At 33.5% G+C, this 22141-nt stretch carries 23 protein-coding genes; 13 read left to right on the top strand and 10 right to left on the bottom strand.

All coding sequences use genetic code 11. The features are described from left to right. Positions 1-8: 8 nt before the first annotated feature. The 5 genes from BMY39_RS01665 to metG all read right to left on the bottom strand — a co-directional run bounded on the left by BMY39_RS01665 (position 9) and on the right by metG (position 6414). A complete protein-coding gene (locus tag BMY39_RS01665; RefSeq protein ID WP_092574575.1) occupies positions 9-557 on the bottom strand; it encodes a carboxymuconolactone decarboxylase family protein in 549 nt (182 codons plus the stop codon). 122 nt (positions 558-679) lie between these two features. Then, a complete protein-coding gene (locus tag BMY39_RS15015; protein ID WP_177176521.1) occupies positions 680-856 on the bottom strand; it encodes a hypothetical protein in 177 nt (58 codons plus the stop codon). A 91-nt stretch (positions 857-947) separates the two neighbouring features. Next, a complete protein-coding gene (locus BMY39_RS01670; RefSeq protein ID WP_092574577.1) occupies positions 948-1790 on the bottom strand; it encodes an AraC family transcriptional regulator in 843 nt (280 codons plus the stop codon). A gap of 73 nt (positions 1791-1863) precedes the next feature. Continuing rightward, positions 1864-4263, bottom strand: coding sequence for a hypothetical protein (locus tag BMY39_RS01675; RefSeq protein WP_143064727.1), 2400 nt, complete (start codon positions 4261-4263; stop codon positions 1864-1866). An 84-nt stretch (positions 4264-4347) separates the two neighbouring features. Continuing rightward, a complete protein-coding gene (metG, locus tag BMY39_RS01680; protein ID WP_092574581.1) occupies positions 4348-6414 on the bottom strand; it encodes a methionine--tRNA ligase in 2067 nt (688 codons plus the stop codon). Between the two features lie 141 nt (positions 6415-6555). Between metG and BMY39_RS01685 the strand changes: the two genes are divergently transcribed. From BMY39_RS01685 to BMY39_RS15020, 4 genes are all read left to right on the top strand, one after another. Next, the gene (locus tag BMY39_RS01685; protein ID WP_092574583.1) at positions 6556-7182 is read left to right on the top strand and encodes a hypothetical protein; all 627 of its coding nucleotides are present in this window, start codon (positions 6556-6558) and stop codon (positions 7180-7182) included. Positions 7183-7240: 58 nt separating this feature from the next. Further along, positions 7241-8260, top strand: coding sequence for a S66 peptidase family protein (locus BMY39_RS01690; RefSeq protein ID WP_092574585.1), 1020 nt, complete (start codon positions 7241-7243; stop codon positions 8258-8260). A 158-nt stretch (positions 8261-8418) separates the two neighbouring features. Beyond that, positions 8419-8649, top strand: coding sequence for a hypothetical protein (locus BMY39_RS01695; RefSeq protein ID WP_143064728.1), 231 nt, complete (start codon positions 8419-8421; stop codon positions 8647-8649). 389 nt (positions 8650-9038) lie between these two features. Further along, positions 9039-9215 (top strand): hypothetical protein, encoded by a 177-nt coding sequence (locus BMY39_RS15020; RefSeq protein ID WP_177176522.1) that lies wholly within the window; start codon positions 9039-9041, stop codon positions 9213-9215. Here the strand turns inward: BMY39_RS15020 and BMY39_RS01700 are convergent. Further along, positions 9212-9988, bottom strand: coding sequence for a TerB family tellurite resistance protein (locus BMY39_RS01700; protein ID WP_092574590.1), 777 nt, complete (start codon positions 9986-9988; stop codon positions 9212-9214). The two genes, BMY39_RS15020 and BMY39_RS01700, sit on opposite strands and share 4 nt — an antisense overlap. 120 nt (positions 9989-10108) lie before the next feature. Here BMY39_RS01700 and BMY39_RS01705 point away from each other — a divergent pair, with 120 nt between their 5' ends. The 4 genes from BMY39_RS01705 (at position 10109) to BMY39_RS01720 (ending at position 13051) form a co-directional block, all read left to right on the top strand. Then, complete coding sequence (locus tag BMY39_RS01705) at positions 10109-10519, top strand: BrxA/BrxB family bacilliredoxin (protein WP_092574592.1); 411 nt, start codon at positions 10109-10111, stop codon at positions 10517-10519. 123 nt (positions 10520-10642) lie between these two features. After that, on the top strand, positions 10643-11380 hold the full coding sequence (locus BMY39_RS01710) for a lysophospholipid acyltransferase family protein (RefSeq protein ID WP_092574594.1): 738 nt from the start codon (positions 10643-10645) through the stop codon (positions 11378-11380). 10 nt (positions 11381-11390) lie between these two features. Continuing rightward, complete coding sequence (locus BMY39_RS01715) at positions 11391-12386, top strand: acyl-ACP desaturase (protein ID WP_092574596.1); 996 nt, start codon at positions 11391-11393, stop codon at positions 12384-12386. Positions 12387-12391: 5 nt separating this feature from the next. Beyond that, positions 12392-13051: an HD domain-containing protein gene (locus tag BMY39_RS01720; protein WP_092574598.1), complete on the top strand. Its 660-nt coding sequence runs from the start codon at positions 12392-12394 to the stop codon at positions 13049-13051. A gap of 382 nt (positions 13052-13433) precedes the next feature. Here BMY39_RS01720 and BMY39_RS15025 read toward each other — a convergent pair whose 3' ends face one another. Continuing rightward, positions 13434-13607: a hypothetical protein gene (locus BMY39_RS15025; protein ID WP_177176523.1), complete on the bottom strand. Its 174-nt coding sequence runs from the start codon at positions 13605-13607 to the stop codon at positions 13434-13436. A gap of 10 nt (positions 13608-13617) precedes the next feature. Beyond that, entirely contained in the window at positions 13618-14490 is an 873-nt protein-coding gene (locus tag BMY39_RS01725; protein ID WP_092574599.1) for an AraC family transcriptional regulator, read from the bottom strand. Between the two features lie 755 nt (positions 14491-15245). Here BMY39_RS01725 and recA point away from each other — a divergent pair. The 4 genes from recA to BMY39_RS01745 all read left to right on the top strand — a co-directional run bounded on the left by recA (position 15246) and on the right by BMY39_RS01745 (position 18889). Continuing rightward, on the top strand, positions 15246-16247 hold the full coding sequence (gene recA / locus BMY39_RS01730; RefSeq protein WP_092574601.1) for a recombinase RecA: 1002 nt from the start codon (positions 15246-15248) through the stop codon (positions 16245-16247). A gap of 119 nt (positions 16248-16366) precedes the next feature. After that, entirely contained in the window at positions 16367-16777 is a 411-nt protein-coding gene (locus tag BMY39_RS01735; protein ID WP_092574603.1) for a hypothetical protein, read from the top strand. Between the two features lie 28 nt (positions 16778-16805). After that, on the top strand, positions 16806-17348 hold the full coding sequence (locus BMY39_RS01740; protein WP_092574605.1) for an RNA polymerase sigma factor: 543 nt from the start codon (positions 16806-16808) through the stop codon (positions 17346-17348). Further along, positions 17348-18889 carry a hypothetical protein gene (locus BMY39_RS01745; RefSeq protein WP_092574609.1) on the top strand — a complete coding sequence of 514 codons (1542 nt, stop codon included), beginning with the start codon at positions 17348-17350 and terminating at the stop codon, positions 18887-18889. The genes BMY39_RS01740 and BMY39_RS01745 overlap by 1 nt, the downstream gene beginning before the upstream one ends. Positions 18890-18987: 98 nt before the next feature. On the opposite strand, the gene BMY39_RS01750 is transcribed toward BMY39_RS01745, so the two are convergent. Next, entirely contained in the window at positions 18988-19722 is a 735-nt protein-coding gene (locus BMY39_RS01750; protein ID WP_092574612.1) for a lysophospholipid acyltransferase family protein, read from the bottom strand. Between the two features lie 115 nt (positions 19723-19837). Here BMY39_RS01750 and trpS point away from each other — a divergent pair, with 115 nt between their 5' ends. Further along, on the top strand, positions 19838-20806 hold the full coding sequence (gene trpS, locus BMY39_RS01755; protein WP_092574617.1) for a tryptophan--tRNA ligase: 969 nt from the start codon (positions 19838-19840) through the stop codon (positions 20804-20806). Here trpS and dprA read toward each other — a convergent pair. After that, on the bottom strand, positions 20803-21918 hold the full coding sequence (gene dprA / locus BMY39_RS01760; RefSeq protein WP_092574619.1) for a DNA-processing protein DprA: 1116 nt from the start codon (positions 21916-21918) through the stop codon (positions 20803-20805). The genes trpS and dprA overlap by 4 nt on opposite strands. Positions 21919-22141: the final 223 nt, after the last annotated feature.

A 22141-nucleotide genomic window follows, 5' to 3' on the forward strand; every position in this document is an offset into this window, starting at 1 on the left:
ATTATTTACTATACTGTTGCAGCTTCTAAAGATTGAGCTAAAGGAAAATCCACTGGAACTTGTGTTGTATTATGTATGTAATTTGAAATGGTTTTATCACCAACCAATGAAATCACATCAATTAAATTTCCTTTGGTATATCCAGCATTAAAGAAGTTTTCTAAAACCGCTTCATCTGTTTTCCCTCTGTTTTCTGTTACATTTTTAGCTAATCGCGCTAAAGCATCCAATTTGTTATTGAAAGAAGCTTCTCCGGCTCTTAATTCCAGAATTTGTTCGTCTGTAAATCCATTCATTTTTCCAATAGCAGTATGTGCAGATAAACAGTAAACACAGCTATTTACTTCACTTACAGCTAAGTTTACAACTTCCTTTTCTTTTGCTGATAATGATGTTTTTGCATTGGCAAAATTTAAATAATTTTCTAAAGCTGTATCGCTATGCGCATAGGTTGCATATAAGTTTGGTACAAATCCTAAGGCTTTATTTAAATTATCGAAAATCGCTTGATTGTTTTCGCTTACTTGATCTCTTGTTGGTACATTAAATGTGCTCATTATTTTAATTTTAAATTGTTATTATTTTTAATTTTTACTGTTTTATTTTGTTGGTACAAAGGTGCAACCGTTATAAAGGTTATACCATGATAGTATTTCCTTTTAGATTGTCAATTTTTCCTTTATAAGTTTGAAGCTATAGTATTTGCCTGAACATAAGGTCTTTCAGCATCACAATAATAATCGTGAATATATTTTTGCTCACAATGTGTTTTAGGCGAAATGGTATTAACAATGTTTCTTCTTTTTCCTCTGAATATTTCAATTAAATTGAAAATTGATATGTGTTTTAAATTCATGACTTTGTTGTTTTAATTATACAGTACAAAGATGAATCAAAAGGAAAGGTGATAAAATGTTAGGAATGCCCTATGGGTTGTCAATTTTTCCCTATACCACTTTTTGAAGTTGCTTTTTAAAGTCTGAAGGCGATAAAGAGGTGTGTTTTTTAAACAATCGGCTTAAATGTGAGGCATCGTCAAAACCAACTTCGTATGCAATTTCCTTTGCTGTTTTATCTGTGTAGATGAGTAAACGTTTCGCTTCAAGAACAATGCGCTCGTGAATAATTTGTAACGGACTCGTATTTAATTTAGCAAAGTTATTAGATAAAGTTTTAGGCGATTTAAAGAGTTTATCGGCATAAAATGACACACTATGTTCCGTTTTAAAAAACGATTCTACTAACAAGTTAAACTCACGTAATAAATCAATTTTAGTGTTTTTGGTAGTCTCTACAAAACCTTCTTTAGCCTTTAGCAAACGTGTACTAATAATGATGAATCGTGCCATAAGCATTCGCAACATTTCTGCTTGAATGGTATCTTCAGTTTCTAATTCATCTAAAAAAACCTCATGAAGAATGTTGAGTTTTTTTAGTTCTTTTGTGTTTAGCTCAATAATTGGGATATGTACATTCCCAAAGAACAACAGTCCCGCACAACTCACTTCTTGGTCGTGGTCTTTGATGCAATAAAACTCTCTGTTGAATTGATACACCACCAAATCTTCCCCAGAACTATATTGAAAATATTGTACTGTGGTTAAGGCAAAAATACTATTAGCTTCAATGGTATATGGAATGCTATCAACTACAATTTCAGCCTTAGAATTAGTTGTTCTTACGAATATATATAATTCTGGCTGTTTTGCAGTTGTATAAGATTCCAGAAGGGTTTCATCCCCTATTTTAAGAATGGCGTTGGTAGAAAACTCGGTGAATGTTTTTTGCATTGTAGGTATGTCTCAATTATTCTGAAAACATTACAAGTGCGCTAATTAAAATAGATTACAAAAAATAAAATTGTTAATTAGATTCCTTAACATTGAGCAAAGTATTATTTGATAATACTATTCCTTTATTGGAAATGCCCTCAATATAAATTTTCATATTAGTGCCTGCGGGGTTGAATATTGTAAAATTCAAATTCTCATCATTGTCTATTTTTGCATTCGGAATCCAATCAACAACGCCATATTCTTTATAAAAATCCGTATTGTAATATTCATACTTAGGCACATAATATGTTTTAGGTTCTGAAAACGCTAAAGGAAAATCAAATTTTCTGAAGTACTCACTTTGTTTTTTCCCTGGGAAAACATTAGATGTATAAATCTTAATTACGCCGCCAGAACCTCTCAACCCTTCACCAAAACCATGTCGGTCGTAAGCAATATAATCTACACGACTCATATCAAAATTTACAAGAAACTCTAAACTATTCAATTGTACGTCATCTAGAAACACCAAAGGGGCTACATTGTTATTGTTAAAAGATTGTACATTTCTATTTGTTATTGTTAACACACCTCTTTGTTCATTTGCAAAAAAACCAGGCATATAAGTATTGATGTAAGTTGGCAATGATAAATTAAGCATGCGTTTTATGTCGTCAAAAACATCTATTTTCATGTAAGAGCTTCCTTTAATTCTCGCAATTCTAGTTTCTCTAGAGGTAGCTTTAACAATAACTTCCTTTAAATTTTGGGCCATACTAAGATCAAGTTCATCAAAAGGTTTAGAAGTTTTGAGTTCTGTAATTGTTTCTTTCTTTGGCGGTATAGGCTCAAACATATTCGTATTAAATTCAGGAATCTTTGTTGGTGAAAACTGTATGTATAGATTTGCTTTTTTTGCTTTTCCTTTATTGTTTAAAATACTAAGGTTTAACGTTTCTTTTTGTTGAGGGTAAAACCCTGCTTTTAAAAAACTAGGTTCATTTGCAGGAAGATCTATCATATATCCATCTGTATTCTTTAAAGGATAGATTATAAAACTCTTATCTTCTTTGTCAGGACTGTTCCCTTTAATTACAATGCCATCCTCAAAAACATAATTATTATTACCATCGTAATTGAATATATTATTCCAATTGTAACTACTCCAACCTTGCGTAATCAGCAAATTATCCAACTCATATTCTTTTTGTCTTGTAATGTCGGTAAAATAATAAGCTGCATGTTCTACGTATCCCTTTAAATATGGTTGCAGGTAAGTATATGAGATTATATTTTGATGTTTATTGTATGATTTTGTGCCTTCTGGAAGAATTGATACACTTAAGTGAAATATATCATCTTTATCGTGTGAATGTATTATAGGTATAGTGATATTTAATGAATCCCTTTTGGGGATAAATTGTGGATTCTTTAAATTAACCATATTAATTCCTTCATAATTAAAAAATAGTCGTTCTAAAATTGGTTGATTAACCTCATTAAATAGTGTTATGGTATTAATTCCAGAAAACAAATCCTTAAAGTCTATTAACTGAATTAGCTCTATATTATCAAAATTTATATTGATGACTTTAATAGATTTTCCATTATGAACAGTTAATTTATAAGGCTTGCCTTGAATATTTTCTAATGTTTCGGGATTCGTTTTAAGTTCAATAGCTAATTTCTCTCTTGATTTATTTACGTGAATAGCAATACCTCGTGCTTCAATATCCCGAATGGTATACTCAAAGGGGCTATTGAGATAATTAAATTTTACGGTATAGGTTTTATCAGAATCAGGATATAATAGAAAACGCCCTGTGCCTAATGTATTTGTTTGAAAATTTGTAATAAACTTGTTATCAGAATCAAATACACTTGCAGATATATTTGGAACACCATAGCCTTGTGCATTCTTTATGGTTACACCAACGTTGGTTTTTACGTTATGAACAAAATGACCACCTTCTGGTAAGAATTGTGCATCTAACTCATTTGCGACTTTTTGGCGTTTTACAGTTTTTGTTTGTTCCGGGTCTATCACACGAAAACGTTCAATAAAGGCACTAGGTTCATCAAAATTTTTCATCCAATTAGTATAGGCCTTAAACGTGTATTTACCTGTTTTAAATACGCTATCTAAACTAAAGGTATTATGAGCAATACCTCGATCAATTTTTATGAGTTTTTGTTTTACAATGTTATCTAAACTATCTAAAATAACACAGTATAAATTTTTAGTTAAAACCGATGGTGTTTTCGTGTGTTTATCTAAAACATAAGCTTTGAATCCTAGAGGTTCCCCTTTAATATAGGTAGATTTATTAAGATGACAATATGCCGTTTCCCGATAAGGAGAAGTGAAGTTTTCAAAGCTGCTTACTAAACTTTTAATTGCGTTTTCTTGCGCACTAAGCACACTTGAAAATTGTAAAACACAAGTTATACAAACAAGCCTAAGGCAATAAAAAAAAAGTTTATTCATCTTTAATGTTTGATTTCCATGACTTGTTGAAGTTACTCAAAAAAAAAGATGTGAGGTAAGAAAATAACCCGTTTTTTTATTTTGTTAACTAATCTGCAATCCATTACCCACCTTAGCATCATCAGGATTTACAAATACCAACTTACCCTCAGGTGTCTCCGTCATTAAAATCATCCCTTGGCTTTCCACGCCTCTTAAAGCTCTTGGGGCTAGATTTACCAAAACAGTAACACGTTTACCTATAACTTCTTCAGCAGTAAAACTTTCAGCAATTCCAGAAACTATGGTTCGCGTGTCAATACCAGTGTCCACTTTAAGCTTTAATAGCTTTTTGGTTTTTGGCATTTTTTCAGCTTCTAAAATAGTACCTACTCTAATATCTAATTTTGTAAAATCTTCAAAAGTTATGGTATCCTTTTGTGGCTCTACTGTTTTGTTTGCTGCTTCATTTGCTTTTTTACTAGCTTCTAATTTATCCAATTGTTTTTGGATGGTAGCGTCTTCTATTTTTGAGAATAGTAATTCGGCCTTTCCTATTTGATGGTTGGCAGGTAGTAGTACTTTTTTAGTAGATACGTCGTTCCAAGACGTCTCGACTACGCTCGACGTGACATTAAGAATCTTTTTCAGTCTTTCAGATGTAAACGGTAAAAACGGCTCACTCAATGTTGCTAAAGCTGATGCTATTTGAAGTGCCACATACATTATGGTTTTTGTACGTTCCTCGTCCTCTTTAATTACCTTCCAAGGTTCAGCATCGGCTAAATATTTGTTTCCTAAGCGCGCCAAATTCATCAACTCTTGTCCTGCTTCTCTAAAACGGTATCGCTCAATAGAACTGGCAATCACATCTGGATATGCTTTTACTGCCGCAAGTATTTCTTCATCAACTTTATTAAATTCTGAAGGTTGTGGAACAATACCATCGTAATATTTATTCGTTAGCACTACAACTCTATTAATAAAGTTCCCAAAAATAGCTACCAACTCATTGTTATTTCTCGCTTGAAAATCTTTCCAGGTAAAGTCGTTATCCTTAGTTTCAGGTGCATTGGCATTCAACGCATAACGCAATACGTCTTGTTGCCCAGGAAATTCTTCCAAATATTCTGGCAACCAAACTGCCCAATTTTTTGATGTGGATAATTTATTGCCTTCTAAATTTAAAAACTCGTTTGCTGGTACATTATCTGGTAGGATGTAACTGCCTTCAGCTTTTAGCATCGCAGGGAAAATGATACAGTGAAATACAATATTATCCTTACCAATAAAGTGCACCAATTTAGTATCTTTATCTTTCCAATACGGCTCCCAATCTTTACCTACTCTTTCGGCCCATTCTTTAGTAGACGAGATATAGCCAATAGGCGCATCAAACCATACATACAACACTTTACCTTCACCACCTTCGGCAGGCACGGGAATGCCCCAATCTAAATCTCGTGTTACAGCTCTAGGGCGCAGTCCATCGTCAATCCAAGATTTACATTGCCCGTATACATTGGGTTTCCAATCTTTTTTATGACCTTCTAGAATCCATTCTTTTAAAAACGCTTCGTGTTTATCTAACGGTAAAAACCAGTGTTTTGTTTGTTTTAAGGTTGGCGTATTTCCGGTAATTGCCGATTTGGGGTTAATCAAATCCGTTGCATTGTGGCTTGTCCCGCAATTTTCACACTGGTCGCCATAACTTTCTTCATTTCCACATTTTGGGCATGTTCCAATAACAAATCTATCTGCTAAAAACTGGTTGGCTTCTTCGTCGTATAATTGCTCGGTAGTTTCTTCAATAAATTCACCTTTTGCATCAAGCGTTTTAAAAAATTCTGAAGCTGTTTTATGATGAATTGGTGCTGATGTACGCGAATAATTGTCGTATGTAATTCCAAAATCCTCAAATGATTTTTTAATAATGGCATGGTATTTATCTACAATGTCTTGAGGCGACACCCCTTCGTTTTTTGCTTTTATGGTAATAGGTACACCATGCTCATCACTTCCACCTATAAAGGCTACATCGTTGCCGGTTAATCGTAAATAGCGCGCATAAATATCTGCTGGCACGTAAACACCGGCTAAGTGTCCAATATGAATAGGGCCGTTAGTGTAAGGTAAAGCGGTAGTTATGGTGTATCGTTTTGGTTTGCTCATCAAATATGTCTTTACTTAAATAATCGCAAAAGTAAGTATTAAGTTTGTTTTTAATTAATTCTTCTATCGTAAAAAAACTATACCTACGGAAGCAACCTTTTCTGTTTTTTGTAATCTTTAAAATATACTAACAAGGCTTTAATGAATACTTTTTCAACCTATCTATTTACCTTCTTTTGCTTTTTTAAGTGTTTCTCGCAACAGCAAACAGATTCTACTAAACAAGATGTTAACCCAATTTCATACATTGAAGGTATGTTTGGGTATGCAGGTGGGAGCTCACACGGGGTAACACTTGGTGCTCAAATTAATTTTCAAAAAGACAAAAGTCTTTATACTTTTCGTTATCACAATCAAACAAGAGTAAACTACGATACCGCAGTTATTGGTTTTGTCGCAATTCCATACTTCTATTCAGATCTTAAAATTGATGAATATGCTTTTCTTTTTGGTAGACGTTTTATAGACAAAAACAAATCTTATAGTTTTTCTTTAGGGCTTTCTTCAAATTCACAAAGCCTCAAATCAACACTTAATGATGAAATCAATTGGACAACAAGCAATTACATTGGTGTTCCTTTTGAATTAAATATAAAATGGTTTAAACGAAAGAAAAAAAGATTTAGAGCTTATTATGGGCTAATTCCCATTGGTAAGGAAACTTCATTTGGTAGAAGCTTTGGTTTCAAGCTGTATGGTAATATTGGATCAATAAGTTATATTGGATTAGGAATTACCTTTGGTTATGGCTGGCATAAAATATATTGATTTTATATTTTCCAAAATAGACAGGTTTATCCTTTTTAAAAAAATGTAAATTTACATCATGAGGAAACCCCTTTTCACATTAGTTATATGCTGTACCTTTTTTTTCTTCGGAATTGAAACTGGCATAGCACAAGAAGAATCTACTGAAAAACTTAATAATACGTTGAAACAACCACTATATTTACAAAAAGGAGATACTGTTGCCATTGTGGCACCAGCCGGTATTTTGAAGAACAGAGAAGGCGAAATAAACAAAGCTAAAGCGCTTTTAAAAAATTGGGGGTTGCAGGTCGTTGTTGGAAACAATATTTTTAATCAAGGGCAACATTTTGCTGGTACAGATGACGAACGTTGCGAAGATTTTCAAAAGGCTTTGGATAACCCTAACGTAAAAGCCATTTGGTGCGCTAGAGGTGGTTATGGCAGTGTAAGAATTCTTGATAAATTAGATTGGACTACCTTTAAAAAACAACCTAAATGGATTATTGGTTACTCTGATATAACTGCCATTCATAATGAAGTGCATAATTTAGGTTTTCAGTCCATCCATGCCATGATGTGTACAAGTTTGCAGGATGATGCAGAAACTATCACAGAAACCATTTCAACATTTAAAGATGCCATTTTCGGTAAGCAGTTAAGTTACACTTTAGAAGGTTCTAGATACAACAAACCTGGATCAGCTTCCGCGCCATTGGTAGGCGGTAATTTAACTATCATGCACACCATGCTGGGTTCTAGAACAAGTATTGATCCTTCTGGAAAAATTCTGTTTATCGAAGAAATAGGTGAATATAAATATCATATAGACCGCATGTTACACAGCTTAAAACGTGCTGGATATTTTGATGATTGTAAAGGCGTGATTATCGGCAATATGACAAAAATAAAACGTAACACTACGCCTTGGGGCTCATCAATTCAACAACTAATTTTAGATGTATTGGCAGACTACAATTTTCCTATCGCTTTTAATATGAAAGCTGGTCATGAAAAAGACAACCGCGCACTGATTTTAGGTGAAATTGTTGATTTACAGGTGAAAAAAGAACAATCTACCCTTAAATTCACTCCTTAAGCTATTAAAACGCATTGTTTTTTATCGAATAAAAACGCATTTCGTGGAGATCTAGGTGTTTTTATCGTTTATAACTATACCGTCAGCCATTAATTTTAAGAATTCTTGATTTGTGCTGTAACTTGCAAGAAATTATTAACTATTTAAATAGTCCCAATATGAAAAAAATATTACTCGCAAGCGCAATGATTTTATTATCTTTTAGCATGAATGCTGAAGACATTATTATTTCTGATTTAAATCTTTACAACCCAGATGTAAGAAAATGCTTACTTGAAGCTTCTGCACAAGATGGTTGGGAATTAAAATCTGTTTACATGAACTCTAGTGACGAACTAGTAATGGTTTTTGATAAAGGAAATACTACTAAAATTTATAAAAGTAAATAACTATTATCAACAAAATTCCCTCATAACCAACTATTCAACTCTCGTTTAGTTGGTTTTTTTATGCCCTATACCGAGTTAGATAATAGACTTAGTACTAAAACATATGTTATTTCATTTTTATTTTTGACAATTTTCTAAAATTATGTATTCCCCACTAACAAATTAGTTGGCTCCCAAACTTTGGGTTTTCATAATAATCAATAAATCGTTTTTTCTCGACTTCAAAATTTTGGTATCAGTAAATACATTCCAAAAGGCAGTCATTTAAAGCAAGAGATAAATTACTCAACATAACGACCATTCATATGGTTTGCGTTAATATCCATTTGATTTCAACAAACATAAACACTTCATGATTATTAACTTTGACCGTACAAAAACAACTAATTATGGAGAAAGAAAAAGGAAATTTTGAATTTGTAAAAGACAGTGACGATAAAAAAAGAAATTATATCTTCCAGAAAGATGGTATCACCAAAACAGGTACTATAATTGTGGTTACCTCTTTAATAGTGCTTATTATTGCAGTAATAATGTCTGGTGTTTTAGTAGATTTCACCTCCTAAAAGCGCAATTCTTTCTGTAATTGCTCGTAAGCTTCCTGTACTTGCCTAAACTTCTCTTCTGCCCCTTCTTGATGCTCTTTACCTAAATGAATAACACGATCTGGATGGTACTTTTTTGCCATCTTTCGGTACGCTTTTTTAATTTCAACTACAGAAGCATTTTTATCTATTTCTAAAATTTTGTAGGCATTATCTTTACTGCTGTAAAACATTGCCTTTATGCTTTCATAATCTTTTGAACTAATCCCTAAATACCCAGTAATTGTGTAGATTTGACGTTCTTCATCTTGGGTAACTGTGCCATCTGCTTTTGCAATGCCAAATAAAAAATGAATAAGTTGCAAACGTGATGGATGATCCATCATTTGTCGTATTTGTAAACACACAGGGCGAACAGAAATATTTTGTCTGCTTATGCCCTTAAATAGCTTAAAAGCATGATTTGCCCGTTCTTTACCATACATGTTTACAAACTGCTGGCGTACAAAATCCAGTTCACGTTGGTCTTGTTTTCCATCGGCTTTTATAACTATAGAAGCTAGTATTAACAAGCTTACCTCAAAATCGCCAGACTGTGTTTGCGCGCGTTGTTTAGTTCGTGTGCTATAGGTTGTTCTTCTACCCCTAGTAGATGTACGCTCTCCAATAAGTGGATTATCACCTCCATTTGCCATAGCATCAATTACACTGCCAATGGCTAGCCCAATTATAGCCCCAATTGGCCCTCCGAAAGACCAACCTAATGCACCACCTATCCATTTTGAAAAACTCATGTAAGAAATAGATTTTAATTATGACCAAATATAATATTTGTTAGTTGATTGATTCACAATTTTGTTACACAATTGGTATCTTTGCAACTCAAAAATTGTTAATACTTAAAATTTAAAAATATGTATCCAGCAGAATTAGTAAAACCAATGCGCGAGGATTTAACCAATGTTGGTTTTGAAGAATTACAAACTGCCGAAGCTGTTGATGCTGCATTATCAAAAGAAGGCACCACACTTGTTGTGGTTAATTCGGTTTGTGGATGTGCTGCAGCCAATGCAAGACCAGGGGCTAGAATGAGTTTACAAAATGCAAAACGACCAGATAATATTGCTACCGTTTTTGCAGGAGTGGACAAAGAAGCTGTTGAAAGAGCAAGGGAATACATGATTCCATTTCCACCTAGTTCGCCAAGTATGGCTTTATTTAAAGATGGCGAATTGGTGCATATGCTAGAACGCCACCATATTGAAGGAAGGCCTGCAGAATTAATTGCAGAAAATTTAATGGATGCGTATAACGAGCACTGTTAAGTAGCTACCATTCCTTATCCTCTGTTCAATGGAAAAGGAAACTAGGAGGTAAAATAAAAATCAAACCACGACATTCTCGTGGTTTTTTTATGCCTTTACCTCATATTACATTAATTTTGATGCATGGAAAAATTGCTTTCATATCCAATATCGTTTATTTATTATGTGTTTTTCGGGTTAACATTAGTTGTTTTTCATCCTATCCAATGGATTTGTTTTAATCTTTTTGGCTATAAGGCACATAAATTAAGTGTGGATGCACTCCAATTCTGTCTTATGCGATGTGCAAATATTTTGGGTACACGATTTACGTTTAATAATCCGCATAGCATTCCAACAGATAGGCCTCTTATTATTGTTGCAAACCATCAAAGTTTATACGATATCTCACCAATTATGTGGTTTATGCGAAAACATCATACTAAATTTATAAGTAAAATTGAATTGGGTAAAGGCATCCCTAGTGTATCTTATAATTTACGTCATGGAGGATCTGTACTAATCGATAGAAAAAACCCAAGACAATCGCTTCCTGCAATTATGAAGTTTGGAGAATACATTGAAAACACTAAACGAGCCGCAGTAATTTTTCCCGAAGGAACACGTAGTAAAGATGGCACCCCAAAACCTTTTCAAACAAAAGGTTTAGAGATTATGTTTAAAAAAGTACCATCAGCTTTAATAGTGCCTATTTCTATAAATAACTCATGGAAAATGCAACGTTATGGGCAATTTCCTATGGGTTTGGGCACTCATATTAAATTTACAGTACATAAGCCTCTAGAATTAGCTACCTTTGATGATAAACAAGTCTTAATTAAAACAGTAGAACAAACTGTTAAGACTCATATTCACCCTTAAAAATTACAGTATGTCGTTGAAAAATGTAAGATTGGAAGTTATGCAGTTTTTAGAAAAAGACGTCGCATCTTTAATGGATAAATATTTAATGCCTATAGAAAAAATTTGGCAGCCAACCGATTTTTTACCAAATTCAGAAAAAGACTCCTTTTTTGAAGAAATTGAGGAAATACGTGAGCTGGCAAAAGAGTTACCTTACGATTTTTGGGTAGTTTTAGTTGGCGATATGATTACTGAAGAAGCGTTACCCACCTATGAATCGTGGTTAATGGACGTAGAGGGTGTAGACCAAGTAGGCGAAGGCGGTAATAGCTGGAGTAAATGGGTAAAACATTGGACTGCCGAAGAAAATCGTCATGGTGATGTTTTGAATAAATATTTGTATTTATCAGGACGTGTAAACATGAAAGAAATTGAAAAAACTACACAGTATTTAATCGCTGATGGTTTTGATATTGGTACCGATAGAGATCCATATAAAAACTTTGTATACACCAGTTTTCAGGAGTTGGCGACTTATATTTCGCATAATCGTGTGGCAAAAATTGCAAAAAAAACGGGCAATAAACGATTAGCAAAAATGTGCCAGATTATCTCTGGAGATGAAATGCGTCACCACAATGCATATTCTGAGTTTGTGGAGCGTATTTTTAAGGTAGATCCTAGCCAAATGATGATGGCATTTCATTATATGATGAAACAAAAAATTACCATGCCAGCCCATTTTTTAAGAGAATCTGGAGGCCAAATAAGTACCGCTTTTGAAGAATTTTCTAATACTGCCCAACGCATAGGTGTTTACACCTCGACAGATTATGTAGATATTTTACAAAAGTTGATTGAGCGTTGGCAAATTGACAAAATTACTGATCTTACAGAAGAAGCTGAAAAAGCTAGAGATTACTTAATGAAATTACCTGCGAGAATGTACCGTTTAGCAGAACGCATGAAGGTTCCTCAAAATTCTTATGAATTTAAGTGGGTAACCCCGGCTATTGCAAAATAACAGTAATGACCTTAGAAGAAGAAATCATAAAGAAAACCATTGTCTTCGTTAAAAAAACACTTGAAAATGCAGAAGGTGGGCACGATTGGTTTCATATAGAACGTGTTTATAAAAACAGCTTATTAATTGCAAAAACCGAGCCTGTTAATCTCTTTATTGTCGCATTAGGAAGTTTACTTCATGATATTGCCGATAGCAAGTTTCATAATGGTGATGAAACTGTTGGCCCAAGAGTAGCCAGAGCGTTTTTATTTAAAATGAATGTAGACTCTACTGTTATTGAGCATGTGATAGCCATTATTGAAAATATTTCCTTTAAATCGAGTCTTAGTAATGCAACATCCTTCCAATCTAAAGAACTAAATGTTATTCAAGATGCTGACAGGCTAGATGCTATTGGCGCTATTGGTATTGCACGCACGTTTAATTTTGGTGGTTTTAAAAATAGAGCTATCTATGATCCTGAGATACGGCCTAATTTAAATATGACTAAGGCCGAATATAAAACCTCAACCGCTCCAACAATAAATCACTTTTATGAAAAACTACTGCTTTTAAAGGATAAAATGAATACTGCAACCGGTAAAAAACTTGCAGAACAACGCCATACTTTTATGGAATTGTATTTAAAGCAGTTTTATAAAGAGTGGAATGGTAAAATTTAATACCAATCTTTTGAGGTAAATTCCATTTTATTTCTCATAACAACCTATATATCCTCTCATTAATTCTTGCATATTACCCAAAAATATTTACTCATTTAAGCTTCAATGACAATTTAGCATAGAAACTCAACAGAAATAATGTTTTCATAAGTGCCATTCTAAAGTAATTTTAAATGCTTATAGAATGAAAAAGATGAATGAGATCTCAATTCATAAGAAAGACTGCTGTAAAATAACGCAGAACATTTTGTATGCTATTACTTTTCTAGTAGCGTCACCATTGATAATAATATTTTATCTCATATCAAAAAAGCTGAAAACTATAAATTAAAAAAAACTCCAAAATATTGCAGACGTTTTTTCACTTCAACTTAGAAGAATTTTAATTTTCTTTGGCCACCTGTAGCGCTGTTATTTTATATTCTAATACAGCAAGTTCTTCGCCTTTTTCTATAATTTCTTCTACACCAAGAGTATCATTACCGTTTACAAAATCAATAATCACTTTTTGTTGGGACAAATAATATTCTAAAGCTTCATCAATTTTATTATCCATAATAAAAGTATTATTGAATTATATGCTTTATCTCCTTTCGATATTGAGAAGCACTTTTCCCTGTAATTTCGTTAAACTGCTTATTGAAATGCGAAAAATTGTTGAATCCACACTCGTAACAAATGTCAGCAATACTCATTTCGCTTTCATTTAAAAGCTTGGTAGCGTGCACAATACGGTATTCATTCACTATTTGGGTAAAGGTTTTTCCTGTGGCTTTTTTAAAATATCTACAAAACGCCGGAACCGTCATGCTTACCTTATCTGCTATTTCATCCAAAGTGATGTGGTTTTGAAAATTGGAGTTTACATATTTAAATATATCCCTGATTTTTGAGCTTTCTTGCGCTTCTGTTTCAAAAGCAACACCATCGGCATTTAAAATTTCATAATCATCAGTAAGCGCTAAATACCTTAAAATCTCCATCAACTTGATAGAGCGCTCCAAACCTTGATAGTCTGAAAGTTTTTCAATTTTAGGCCCAATTATTTTTTTGGTTTCCACCTTAAACCGAATACCCTTTTTTGCCAATTCAAACAAAGACACGAGATTTACTGCTTCGGGAATATTCAAAAAATCTTCCCCTAAAAAGTTGTTTTTAAAATGTATTGTGGTTTCTGTGCCTTCGGCAGTTAATCTATCAGTAAATCCATTATGAGGTAAAAATTCTCCTATAAGAATTAATTGACTATTATTAAAATAGGATAGATGATTCCCTATATGGGTTTTTCCTTGTCCTTTATTAACGTAAATAAGCTCTAGTTCTTTATGAAAATGCCAATAAGCATCATTTCTATCTAACTTCTCAGTATGCTGCTTAACCATAATAGAGCTACCGAAACTTGGTGTTAGCTTTTTAAGCGTAGGTTTCTTCTTTATCATTGTAGGCTATTTTAATGCAAATTTAATGTTTATTATGCATACATTATATATTCTATTACCTTAAATATATACTATATTAACTTAACACTTATTTAACATTAATTTAATAGTTAATATAGCATATAAATTAGCCAAAATTGATGTTTTATAAGGTGTGCATTACGTATATCTTTGTTCTATAAAAAGTGGCAAACCCTAACTTGGTAAAAAATGAAAAAGATATTTAATACCATTAGGATATAGATACAAAATAGAGTGCTTTACACAAGTAAGCGCATTTAGAAAATACATTAATAATTAATTTTAATGTCTTATTTAGTTTAGTTGGTTAAAGGTGGGCTGTGGTGGCCCACTTTTTTTGTTTGAGAGAAAATCAATTGTATAAAAAAAAAGCACTTTATTTAAAATCAAAGTGCTTTTTTGAGTAACTCATTATTAAAAATCTTTCTTTTTCATATTGAATTTAACAAGAGCTAACTGCAATAGGCTTAACAATTTTCTATAATCTGATATACAACAACTGAAACGCCAAATGCTTTATATAAATGGGATTTGGAACTAAAATTTTTCTTTTTCACAGCAAATTTTTACCCACTTTATTTATTAGATGCAAAAAAAACAAAATGGTTGCGTTAGGAATTAAAAAAAACAATTACATACTTAAAATAGACTTTAATGCATGTTGAAAACTATTATTGTAACATCTCGAAACTTGTAGTATTTTAGCTAACATAATTTTTTGAGAAAACGAAACAATGAGCAACGAAAAAGAAGCAAAATTAAAGGCACTAAAACTTACATTAGACAAACTAGATAAAGCATACGGCAAAGGCACCGTAATGAAAATGAGTGATGCTGCTGTAGTAGATGTGGATGCCATCCCATCAGGATCATTGGGTCTGGATATTGCATTAGGTGTTGGTGGTTATCCGCGCGGACGTGTAATAGAAATATACGGTCCGGAATCATCGGGTAAAACCACATTAACATTACACGCCATAGCCGAAGCTCAAAAAGCTGGAGGTATTGCAGCATTTATTGATGCAGAACACGCGTTTGATAGATTTTATGCCGAAAAATTAGGTGTTGATATAGACAACCTTATTATTTCCCAACCCGACAACGGTGAGCAAGCACTAGAAATTGCCGATAATTTAATCCGTTCTGGTGCTATAGATATCGTTGTTATAGATTCGGTAGCAGCATTAACGCCTAAAAGCGAGATTGAAGGAGAAATGGGAGACTCAAAAATGGGCTTGCATGCGCGTTTAATGTCTCAGGCCTTAAGAAAGCTAACCGCTTCTATAAGTAAAACGAACTGTACCGTTATTTTTATTAACCAATTACGTGAAAAAATTGGGGTAATGTTCGGCAATCCTGAAACAACAACTGGTGGTAATGCCCTAAAATTTTATGCTTCGGTACGAATAGATATTCGTAGATCTACCCAGATTAAAGATAGCAACGGCGAAGTTTTAGGAAATAAAACAAGAGTTAAAGTGGTGAAAAATAAAGTAGCGCCACCCTTTAGAATGGCAGAATTTGATATTATGTATGGCGAAGGTGTGTCAAAAGTTGGTGAAATATTAGATGTAGCCGTAGAGCACGATATTATTAAGAAAAGTGGCTCCTGGTTTAGCTATGGTGAAACTAAATTAGGACAAGGTAGGGATGCTGTAAAAGCTATAATTAAAGACAACCCAGAACTGTTTGAAGAACTGGAGGAAAAAATCAAAGATGTTATAAAAAGCGAATAATAAAAACCGAAAATTTAAAAAAATCCCGTTAACGCGGGATTTTTTACTTTTATACGCAACCTTTTATTGTGTTTTGCATCTAAAGAGAAAGTATTGATTAAACCCAAATTAAATTTTTTATGAAAAAGTTTTTTATTTTAAGCTTTGTGGTGGCGTTATTATTTTCCTGTAGTCTTGATGATGATGGCCCAAACTTCAGCTTTGAATTAATTCCTATTGAAAGCGTTGATATTCCTGATGAATTTACTTTAGGAGAAGTTTACCCTATCACTGTAACCTATGAAAGGCCTACGAGTTGCCATACCTTTAGGGAATTTTACTATGCAAAACATAATAATGAGAGGACAGTCGCAGTAATTAACACAGTGTTTGATGAAAATAATTGCGAAGATTTAACCGATGCCATGTTAACTGCCTCATTCAACTTTCAAGTTACTAGTAATGGTTCCTACATATTCAAGTTTTGGCAAGGAAAAGACGAAAACGATGAAGATATTTATTTAGAAATAGAAGTACCGGTAACCAATTAAACGAAGTGTAAACTAATTTTTGTGTCATTTGAGTTTAAATCAACTCATAGAAAAATGTAAAGCCAATGATACCAGAGCACAGGGGGAATTATATCAGCTCTTTTCGAGTAAGTTATTTTCTGTATGCTTAAAGTATTCGCGTAATTATGTAGAAGCACAAGATAATTTACAAGATGCCTTTTTAACGATATTTGATAAAATTGAACAGTATAAATACAAAGGTTCTTTTGAAGGTTGGATAAAGCGTGTCACGGTAAATACCGTTTTACAACGCTACCGTAACGAAAAAGTTTTTGATATTATAAATGAAAATATAACTGAAGACATTGAAATTGAAGTTTACGAGGACCAGATATCCATAGATTTTCTTCTAAAATGTATTCAAAAATTACCCGATAGATACAGAATGGTGTTTAACCTTTATGCACTTGACGGGTATTCGCATAAAGATATAGCAGAAATGCTAAAAATTACTGTAGGCACTTCAAAATCAAATTTAGCCAGGGCGAGACAAATTTTGAAGCAGACTATAGAACAAAATAGCGAGAAGCAAAACCTACAATCCTTATAATGGGAGAGAAAAAACATATAGATAGATTATTTCAGGAACGCTTTAAAGACTTTGAAGTACAACCTGATGATGCTGTTTGGAGTAATATAGAAGCTAAGCTTAATGAAAAAAAGAAAAAGCGACGTGTAATACCTATCTGGTGGCGTTACGCAGGTGTAGCGGCACTTTTGTTGTTAGCATTTACTATTGGTGCATACTTATTCGATAGGGACAATTCTGAGAATACCATTCCACAAATAGTTGATACCGAACAAAAAGACACAGAAAACGCAACGAACAAGAACTTGTTGAAGAAAAATAATAACCTTATCGGTGTAGATGACACGTCTATAACATCAAATGTTGATGATACTGATGGCGCATCTGTATTGCCTTCTAATACTTCAAAAGATACATTTAAACGTAATTCTAAAACAGTACATCAAGAGACTGTAGTGGCTAATTCAAAAGAAAATATTTCGGTTAATAAATCTTCAAAAGCCTCCAAAAATAAGTCTCGAGCACTATTTAACGATGATGCCTCTAAATTGATAACAGATAATGGCGTTATTGAAAATAAAACGGAGCTTAAAGACGCTTCTAACGTGAAGCAAAATAATTCTGATGCTTTTAATAAAACGAATAACCCTCAACAAAATGCCACTACAATTGCTTCAGATAATACTGCTTTAAAGACAAGCGAGATTAAAACGACTGATGTAGCCGAAAACGAATCGAAAAAAGAAGAACAATCGATCGAAGAGGCTATTGAGAAAAACAAGACACTTCTTGAAGACGAAAAAACCGAAGTGGCTGCAATAAACAAATGGAGTATTGCTCCAAATGCAGCACCAGTATATTTTAGTAGTTTGGGTAAAGGCTCGTCAATTGATGCTCAGTTTAACGAAAACTCTAAAAGTGGAGAAGTAAATATGAGTTATGGCCTTAACGCAAGTTATGCTATAAATAAAAGGCTTACTGTACGCTCAGGAGTTAACCGTGTAAATTTAGGGTACAACACTAATGATGTTGTGGTTTTTAGTTCTGTAAATGCAAGCACTAGTACTAAAACTTTAAATACCTTAAGTAGTAATGTGTCGGATAATATGGCTCAAACATCTGCCATAAGTGCTGGAGAGAATGTATCAATTATAAGTGCTACATCTTTTAAATCCAGCAACATAGCTGCTTTTGAAACTACAAACACCAGTATTAATCAGTCTTTTGGTTTTATTGAAGTGCCTCTAGAATTACAATATGCTATATCAACCAAACGCTTAGGAGTAAATGTTATTGGTGGTTTTAGTTCCTTGTTTTTAAATAATTATGAATCGGTTTCAGTTATAGAAGGACAGCGCACGCGTTTACAAGAAGCCGATAATATTAATAATACAAGTTATAGCGCCAATTTTGGTTTGGGCTTAAATTATAAAGTATCAGAAAAGATTAATTTGAATTTAGAACCTATGTTCAAATATCAAATTAATACGTTTAAAAATACGTCTGGAGATTTTCAACCCTTCTTTATTGGGGTTTACACCGGATTCGGAATTAAATTTTAGGTTTTTGGTTAGATTGATGTCGGCTTTCCTTAAGCTCGAAAGCTGATGTCTAGAAAAAACTGCTCTTCCCCCAAGAGCAGTTTTTTATTTTCTAAAAATTACTCAAATGCCTTAAGTTGCTTCATGATAATAGCCCGAGAGCTTTCGTTTATACTCCTAGTATCATGAGTTGTTAAACCTTTGGTTGACAAAAACTTATGAATTTTGGCACGCATTTTTCCTGGTCCACCACTAAAGAATGTATATGAAAAGCGTTTTTTATTATCGGCAAAGGTTAATGGCACAATTGGAATTTGGTGATTTATGGCTAAACGGAATGCACCATCTTTAAATTCGTCTAAAAGCACAGATTCGTCTGGTACTCCACCTTCAGGAAATATACAAATACTTAAACCTTGTTTCAAACGTTTTTGGGCTCTTAAAAATACGGCACGCCTACTTTCTGGAGAACTTCTATCTACCAAAATACACGTACGTTTATAGAAAAAACCAAACAGTGGAATTTTTGCTAGTTCCTTCTTCCCCACAAACACAAACGGATTTTTAACTACAACCAACATCAGCATAATATCGGCCATTGAAGTGTGGTTTGCTATAAACATATAGCTTTTTCCTTGCTCTGGTATTTGTTCGCGTTCAATATTATAACGAAAGCCCATGCCTATTAAAATGAATTTCGCCCACCCTCGTGCTAATTTAAAAAAGTGAGGATACCATGATTCCTTTAAAATAGAAATCAACAGCAATGGGAACAATATTAAAATTGGCAATGCCACAAGGATGTAAAACCAAATACGGTATAACACCCAGAATATGTATTTAAAAACCATCATTACTGCCAAAAATAAGCAATTGCATTGAGGTTTTTATGAAATCGTTTACCTTTGCTTTCGGTTAAAAACTAGAGTTTAATTTAAATTAGATTTCTGCCTTGGCGGGAATGACGAAATGGCAAGAATACTTACAGGCATACAAAGTACAGGAACACCACATTTAGGAAACATTTTAGGCGCAATTATGCCAGCAATTAAAATGGCCGAAGACCCAAAAAACGACTCCTATTTGTTTATTGCAAATCTGCATACCTTAACGCAAATTAAAGATGCTGCTACACTTAGAGAAAACACCTATTCTACTGCTGCAACTTGGTTGGCTTTTGGTTTAGATATCGAAAAAACCGTATTTTACAGACAAAGCGATATTCCTCAAGTAACCGAACTGTCTTGGTATTTAAGCTGCTTTTTTCCGTACCAACGTTTAACCTTAGCCCACAGTTTTAAAGATAAAGCTGATAGATTGGAAGATGTAAATTCTGGATTATTTACCTACCCAATGCTTATGGCTGCCGATATTTTATTGTATGATGCCAACATCATTCCTGTAGGGAAAGACCAATTGCAACATATTGAGATGACACGTGATGTAGCCTCTCGTTTTCATGCGCAAGTAGGCGATACTTTTGTAATGCCTGAAGGGAAAATTCAAGAAAACACCATGCTAGTTCCTGGAACGGATGGTGAAAAAATGAGCAAGAGTAGAAATAATACGATTAATATATTTCTAGCGGATAAAAAACTGCGTAAGCAGATTATGTCTATTAAAACGGATAGTACGCCGCTTGAAGACCCTAAAGATTGGAAAACCTGTAATTGTTTTGCAATTTATAGTTTATTAGCAGATGATGCTCAAATTGCTGAAATGAAAGCTAATTACGAAAAAGGTGGTTATGGCTACGGACATGCTAAACAAGCCCTATATGAATTAATTATAGAAAAATTTGCTGAACCTCGCGAGCGTTACAATCACTACATGAATAACCTTAACGAAATTGACAAAGCTTTAGCTATTGGTGCTGAAAAGGCAAAAAAAGTGGCTGACAGCGTTTTGGCTAGGGTTCGTAAGAAGGTTGGGTATTAAATAACCTCAAACAACTTACCAGGTAAAGGTCTTACCACACCTTTTAATTCCATATTCAATAAGATACTTGCAGTTTTAAAAATAGGTAAGTAGCACCCTAAAGCGATTGTATCGAGTTGTGCTTTTTCGTTGTCTTTTAAATAATTGTAAATAAGCTTTTCAGTATCATCCAACTCAACAAACAATTGTTTTTGTATGTTATTTTTGGCTGCTGAGCTTGTCGAAGCATCCAGTTGCCAATTTAATATATAAGGCACATCTAAAGGAGAAGTCATCATATGTGCTTTTTGGTATTTAATTAAATTGTTACAGCCCATACTAAATTGGTCTGTAGCGCGCCCAGGAACTGCAAAAACATCACGGTTGTAGGAATGGGCAATATCTGCAGTAACCAAACTACCGCCTTTTTCAGCAGATTCTATCACAATTGTAGCTTCACTTAGGCCTGCAATAATACGATTTCGTTTTAAAAAATTGGTTTTATCAAACTTACTTGTACTCCAAAAATCAGAGAAAAAACCTCCGTTTTTCTCAACATCAGCCATATACTTTTTATGCACTTTTGGGTAAATTTGGTTCAATCCGTGTGCTAAACAACCTATAGTTTGTAAATTATGTTTTATCGCCAATTTGTGCGCCGTAATATCTGTACCATATGCAAAACCTGAAACAATTATAGGGTTATAGGGTCTTAAAGCTTCAATTAATTTTTCACAAAAAGCAATGCCATTAGTTGTAATTTTTCTGGTACCAACAATACTAATAATATGCTGCTGCTCTAAATTAATATGTCCTGTTTGAAACAATAAAATAGGGCCATCAATACAATGCTTTAATTTTTCAGGATAATCAGTGTCTTCAAAATAAGACACTTTTATAGCGTTCTCCTCGATGAAAGCAATTTCCTTTTCGGCCTCAACTAAATGTTGCGGATCAAAGAGTCCACTTAACACATATTCGCCAATACCATCAATCTTTAAAAGGCGTGCTTTTTTTTCTTTCAATACCGCTTCAGCAGAACCACAATGTGCAATGAGGCGTTTCGCAATAATGTCTCCAACATTTGGCACATGCTGTAAGGCTAAGGTGTAAAGTAGTTCGTTTTCTGTCATTTAAACATCTGAAATTCTACTGCAAGAAAAGGATTTTTTATTGAACTCATCTAGGCTTTTTCTAATTGGCTACAAAATAATCTTTTTTGCCCATTTTTCGTTATTTTTTAGTTCCGTAACTAAGGCTATGCAACGAAAAAATGCCTTAACTGAACAAAAAATCTTTATTTTTCGCTTCAATCAAAAAAGTCTACACGAGTTCATTGTTAATAAATAGTTAAGT

Origin of the sequence: Hyunsoonleella jejuensis, assembly GCF_900111025.1 — a bacterium.
In the GTDB taxonomy this organism is placed as follows: Bacteria; Bacteroidota; Bacteroidia; order Flavobacteriales; family Flavobacteriaceae; genus Jejuia; species Jejuia jejuensis.

Excerpts from the sequence above, each read along its gene's own strand:
- BMY39_RS01665 (WP_092574575.1), bottom strand. The coding sequence starts at position 557 with ATGAGCACATTTAATGTACCAACAAGAGATCAAGTAAGCGAAAACAAT.
- BMY39_RS15015 (WP_177176521.1), bottom strand. The coding sequence starts at position 856 with ATGAATTTAAAACACATATCAATTTTCAATTTAATTGAAATATTCAGA.
- BMY39_RS01670 (WP_092574577.1), bottom strand. The coding sequence starts at position 1,790 with ATGCAAAAAACATTCACCGAGTTTTCTACCAACGCCATTCTTAAAATA.
- BMY39_RS01675 (WP_143064727.1), bottom strand. The coding sequence starts at position 4,263 with ATGAATAAACTTTTTTTTTATTGCCTTAGGCTTGTTTGTATAACTTGT.
- metG (WP_092574581.1), bottom strand. The coding sequence starts at position 6,414 with ATGAGCAAACCAAAACGATACACCATAACTACCGCTTTACCTTACACT.
- BMY39_RS01685 (WP_092574583.1), top strand. The coding sequence starts at position 6,556 with ATGAATACTTTTTCAACCTATCTATTTACCTTCTTTTGCTTTTTTAAG.
- BMY39_RS01690 (WP_092574585.1), top strand. The coding sequence starts at position 7,241 with ATGAGGAAACCCCTTTTCACATTAGTTATATGCTGTACCTTTTTTTTC.
- BMY39_RS01695 (WP_143064728.1), top strand. The coding sequence starts at position 8,419 with ATGAAAAAAATATTACTCGCAAGCGCAATGATTTTATTATCTTTTAGC.
- BMY39_RS15020 (WP_177176522.1), top strand. The coding sequence starts at position 9,039 with ATGGAGAAAGAAAAAGGAAATTTTGAATTTGTAAAAGACAGTGACGAT.
- BMY39_RS01700 (WP_092574590.1), bottom strand. The coding sequence starts at position 9,988 with ATGAGTTTTTCAAAATGGATAGGTGGTGCATTAGGTTGGTCTTTCGGA.
- BMY39_RS01705 (WP_092574592.1), top strand. The coding sequence starts at position 10,109 with ATGTATCCAGCAGAATTAGTAAAACCAATGCGCGAGGATTTAACCAAT.
- BMY39_RS01710 (WP_092574594.1), top strand. The coding sequence starts at position 10,643 with ATGGAAAAATTGCTTTCATATCCAATATCGTTTATTTATTATGTGTTT.
- BMY39_RS01715 (WP_092574596.1), top strand. The coding sequence starts at position 11,391 with ATGTCGTTGAAAAATGTAAGATTGGAAGTTATGCAGTTTTTAGAAAAA.
- BMY39_RS01720 (WP_092574598.1), top strand. The coding sequence starts at position 12,392 with ATGACCTTAGAAGAAGAAATCATAAAGAAAACCATTGTCTTCGTTAAA.
- BMY39_RS15025 (WP_177176523.1), bottom strand. The coding sequence starts at position 13,607 with ATGGATAATAAAATTGATGAAGCTTTAGAATATTATTTGTCCCAACAA.
- BMY39_RS01725 (WP_092574599.1), bottom strand. The coding sequence starts at position 14,490 with ATGATAAAGAAGAAACCTACGCTTAAAAAGCTAACACCAAGTTTCGGT.
- recA (WP_092574601.1), top strand. The coding sequence starts at position 15,246 with ATGAGCAACGAAAAAGAAGCAAAATTAAAGGCACTAAAACTTACATTA.
- BMY39_RS01735 (WP_092574603.1), top strand. The coding sequence starts at position 16,367 with ATGAAAAAGTTTTTTATTTTAAGCTTTGTGGTGGCGTTATTATTTTCC.
- BMY39_RS01745 (WP_092574609.1), top strand. The coding sequence starts at position 17,348 with ATGGGAGAGAAAAAACATATAGATAGATTATTTCAGGAACGCTTTAAA.
- BMY39_RS01750 (WP_092574612.1), bottom strand. The coding sequence starts at position 19,722 with ATGATGGTTTTTAAATACATATTCTGGGTGTTATACCGTATTTGGTTT.
- trpS (WP_092574617.1), top strand. The coding sequence starts at position 19,838 with ATGGCAAGAATACTTACAGGCATACAAAGTACAGGAACACCACATTTA.
- dprA (WP_092574619.1), bottom strand. The coding sequence starts at position 21,918 with ATGACAGAAAACGAACTACTTTACACCTTAGCCTTACAGCATGTGCCA.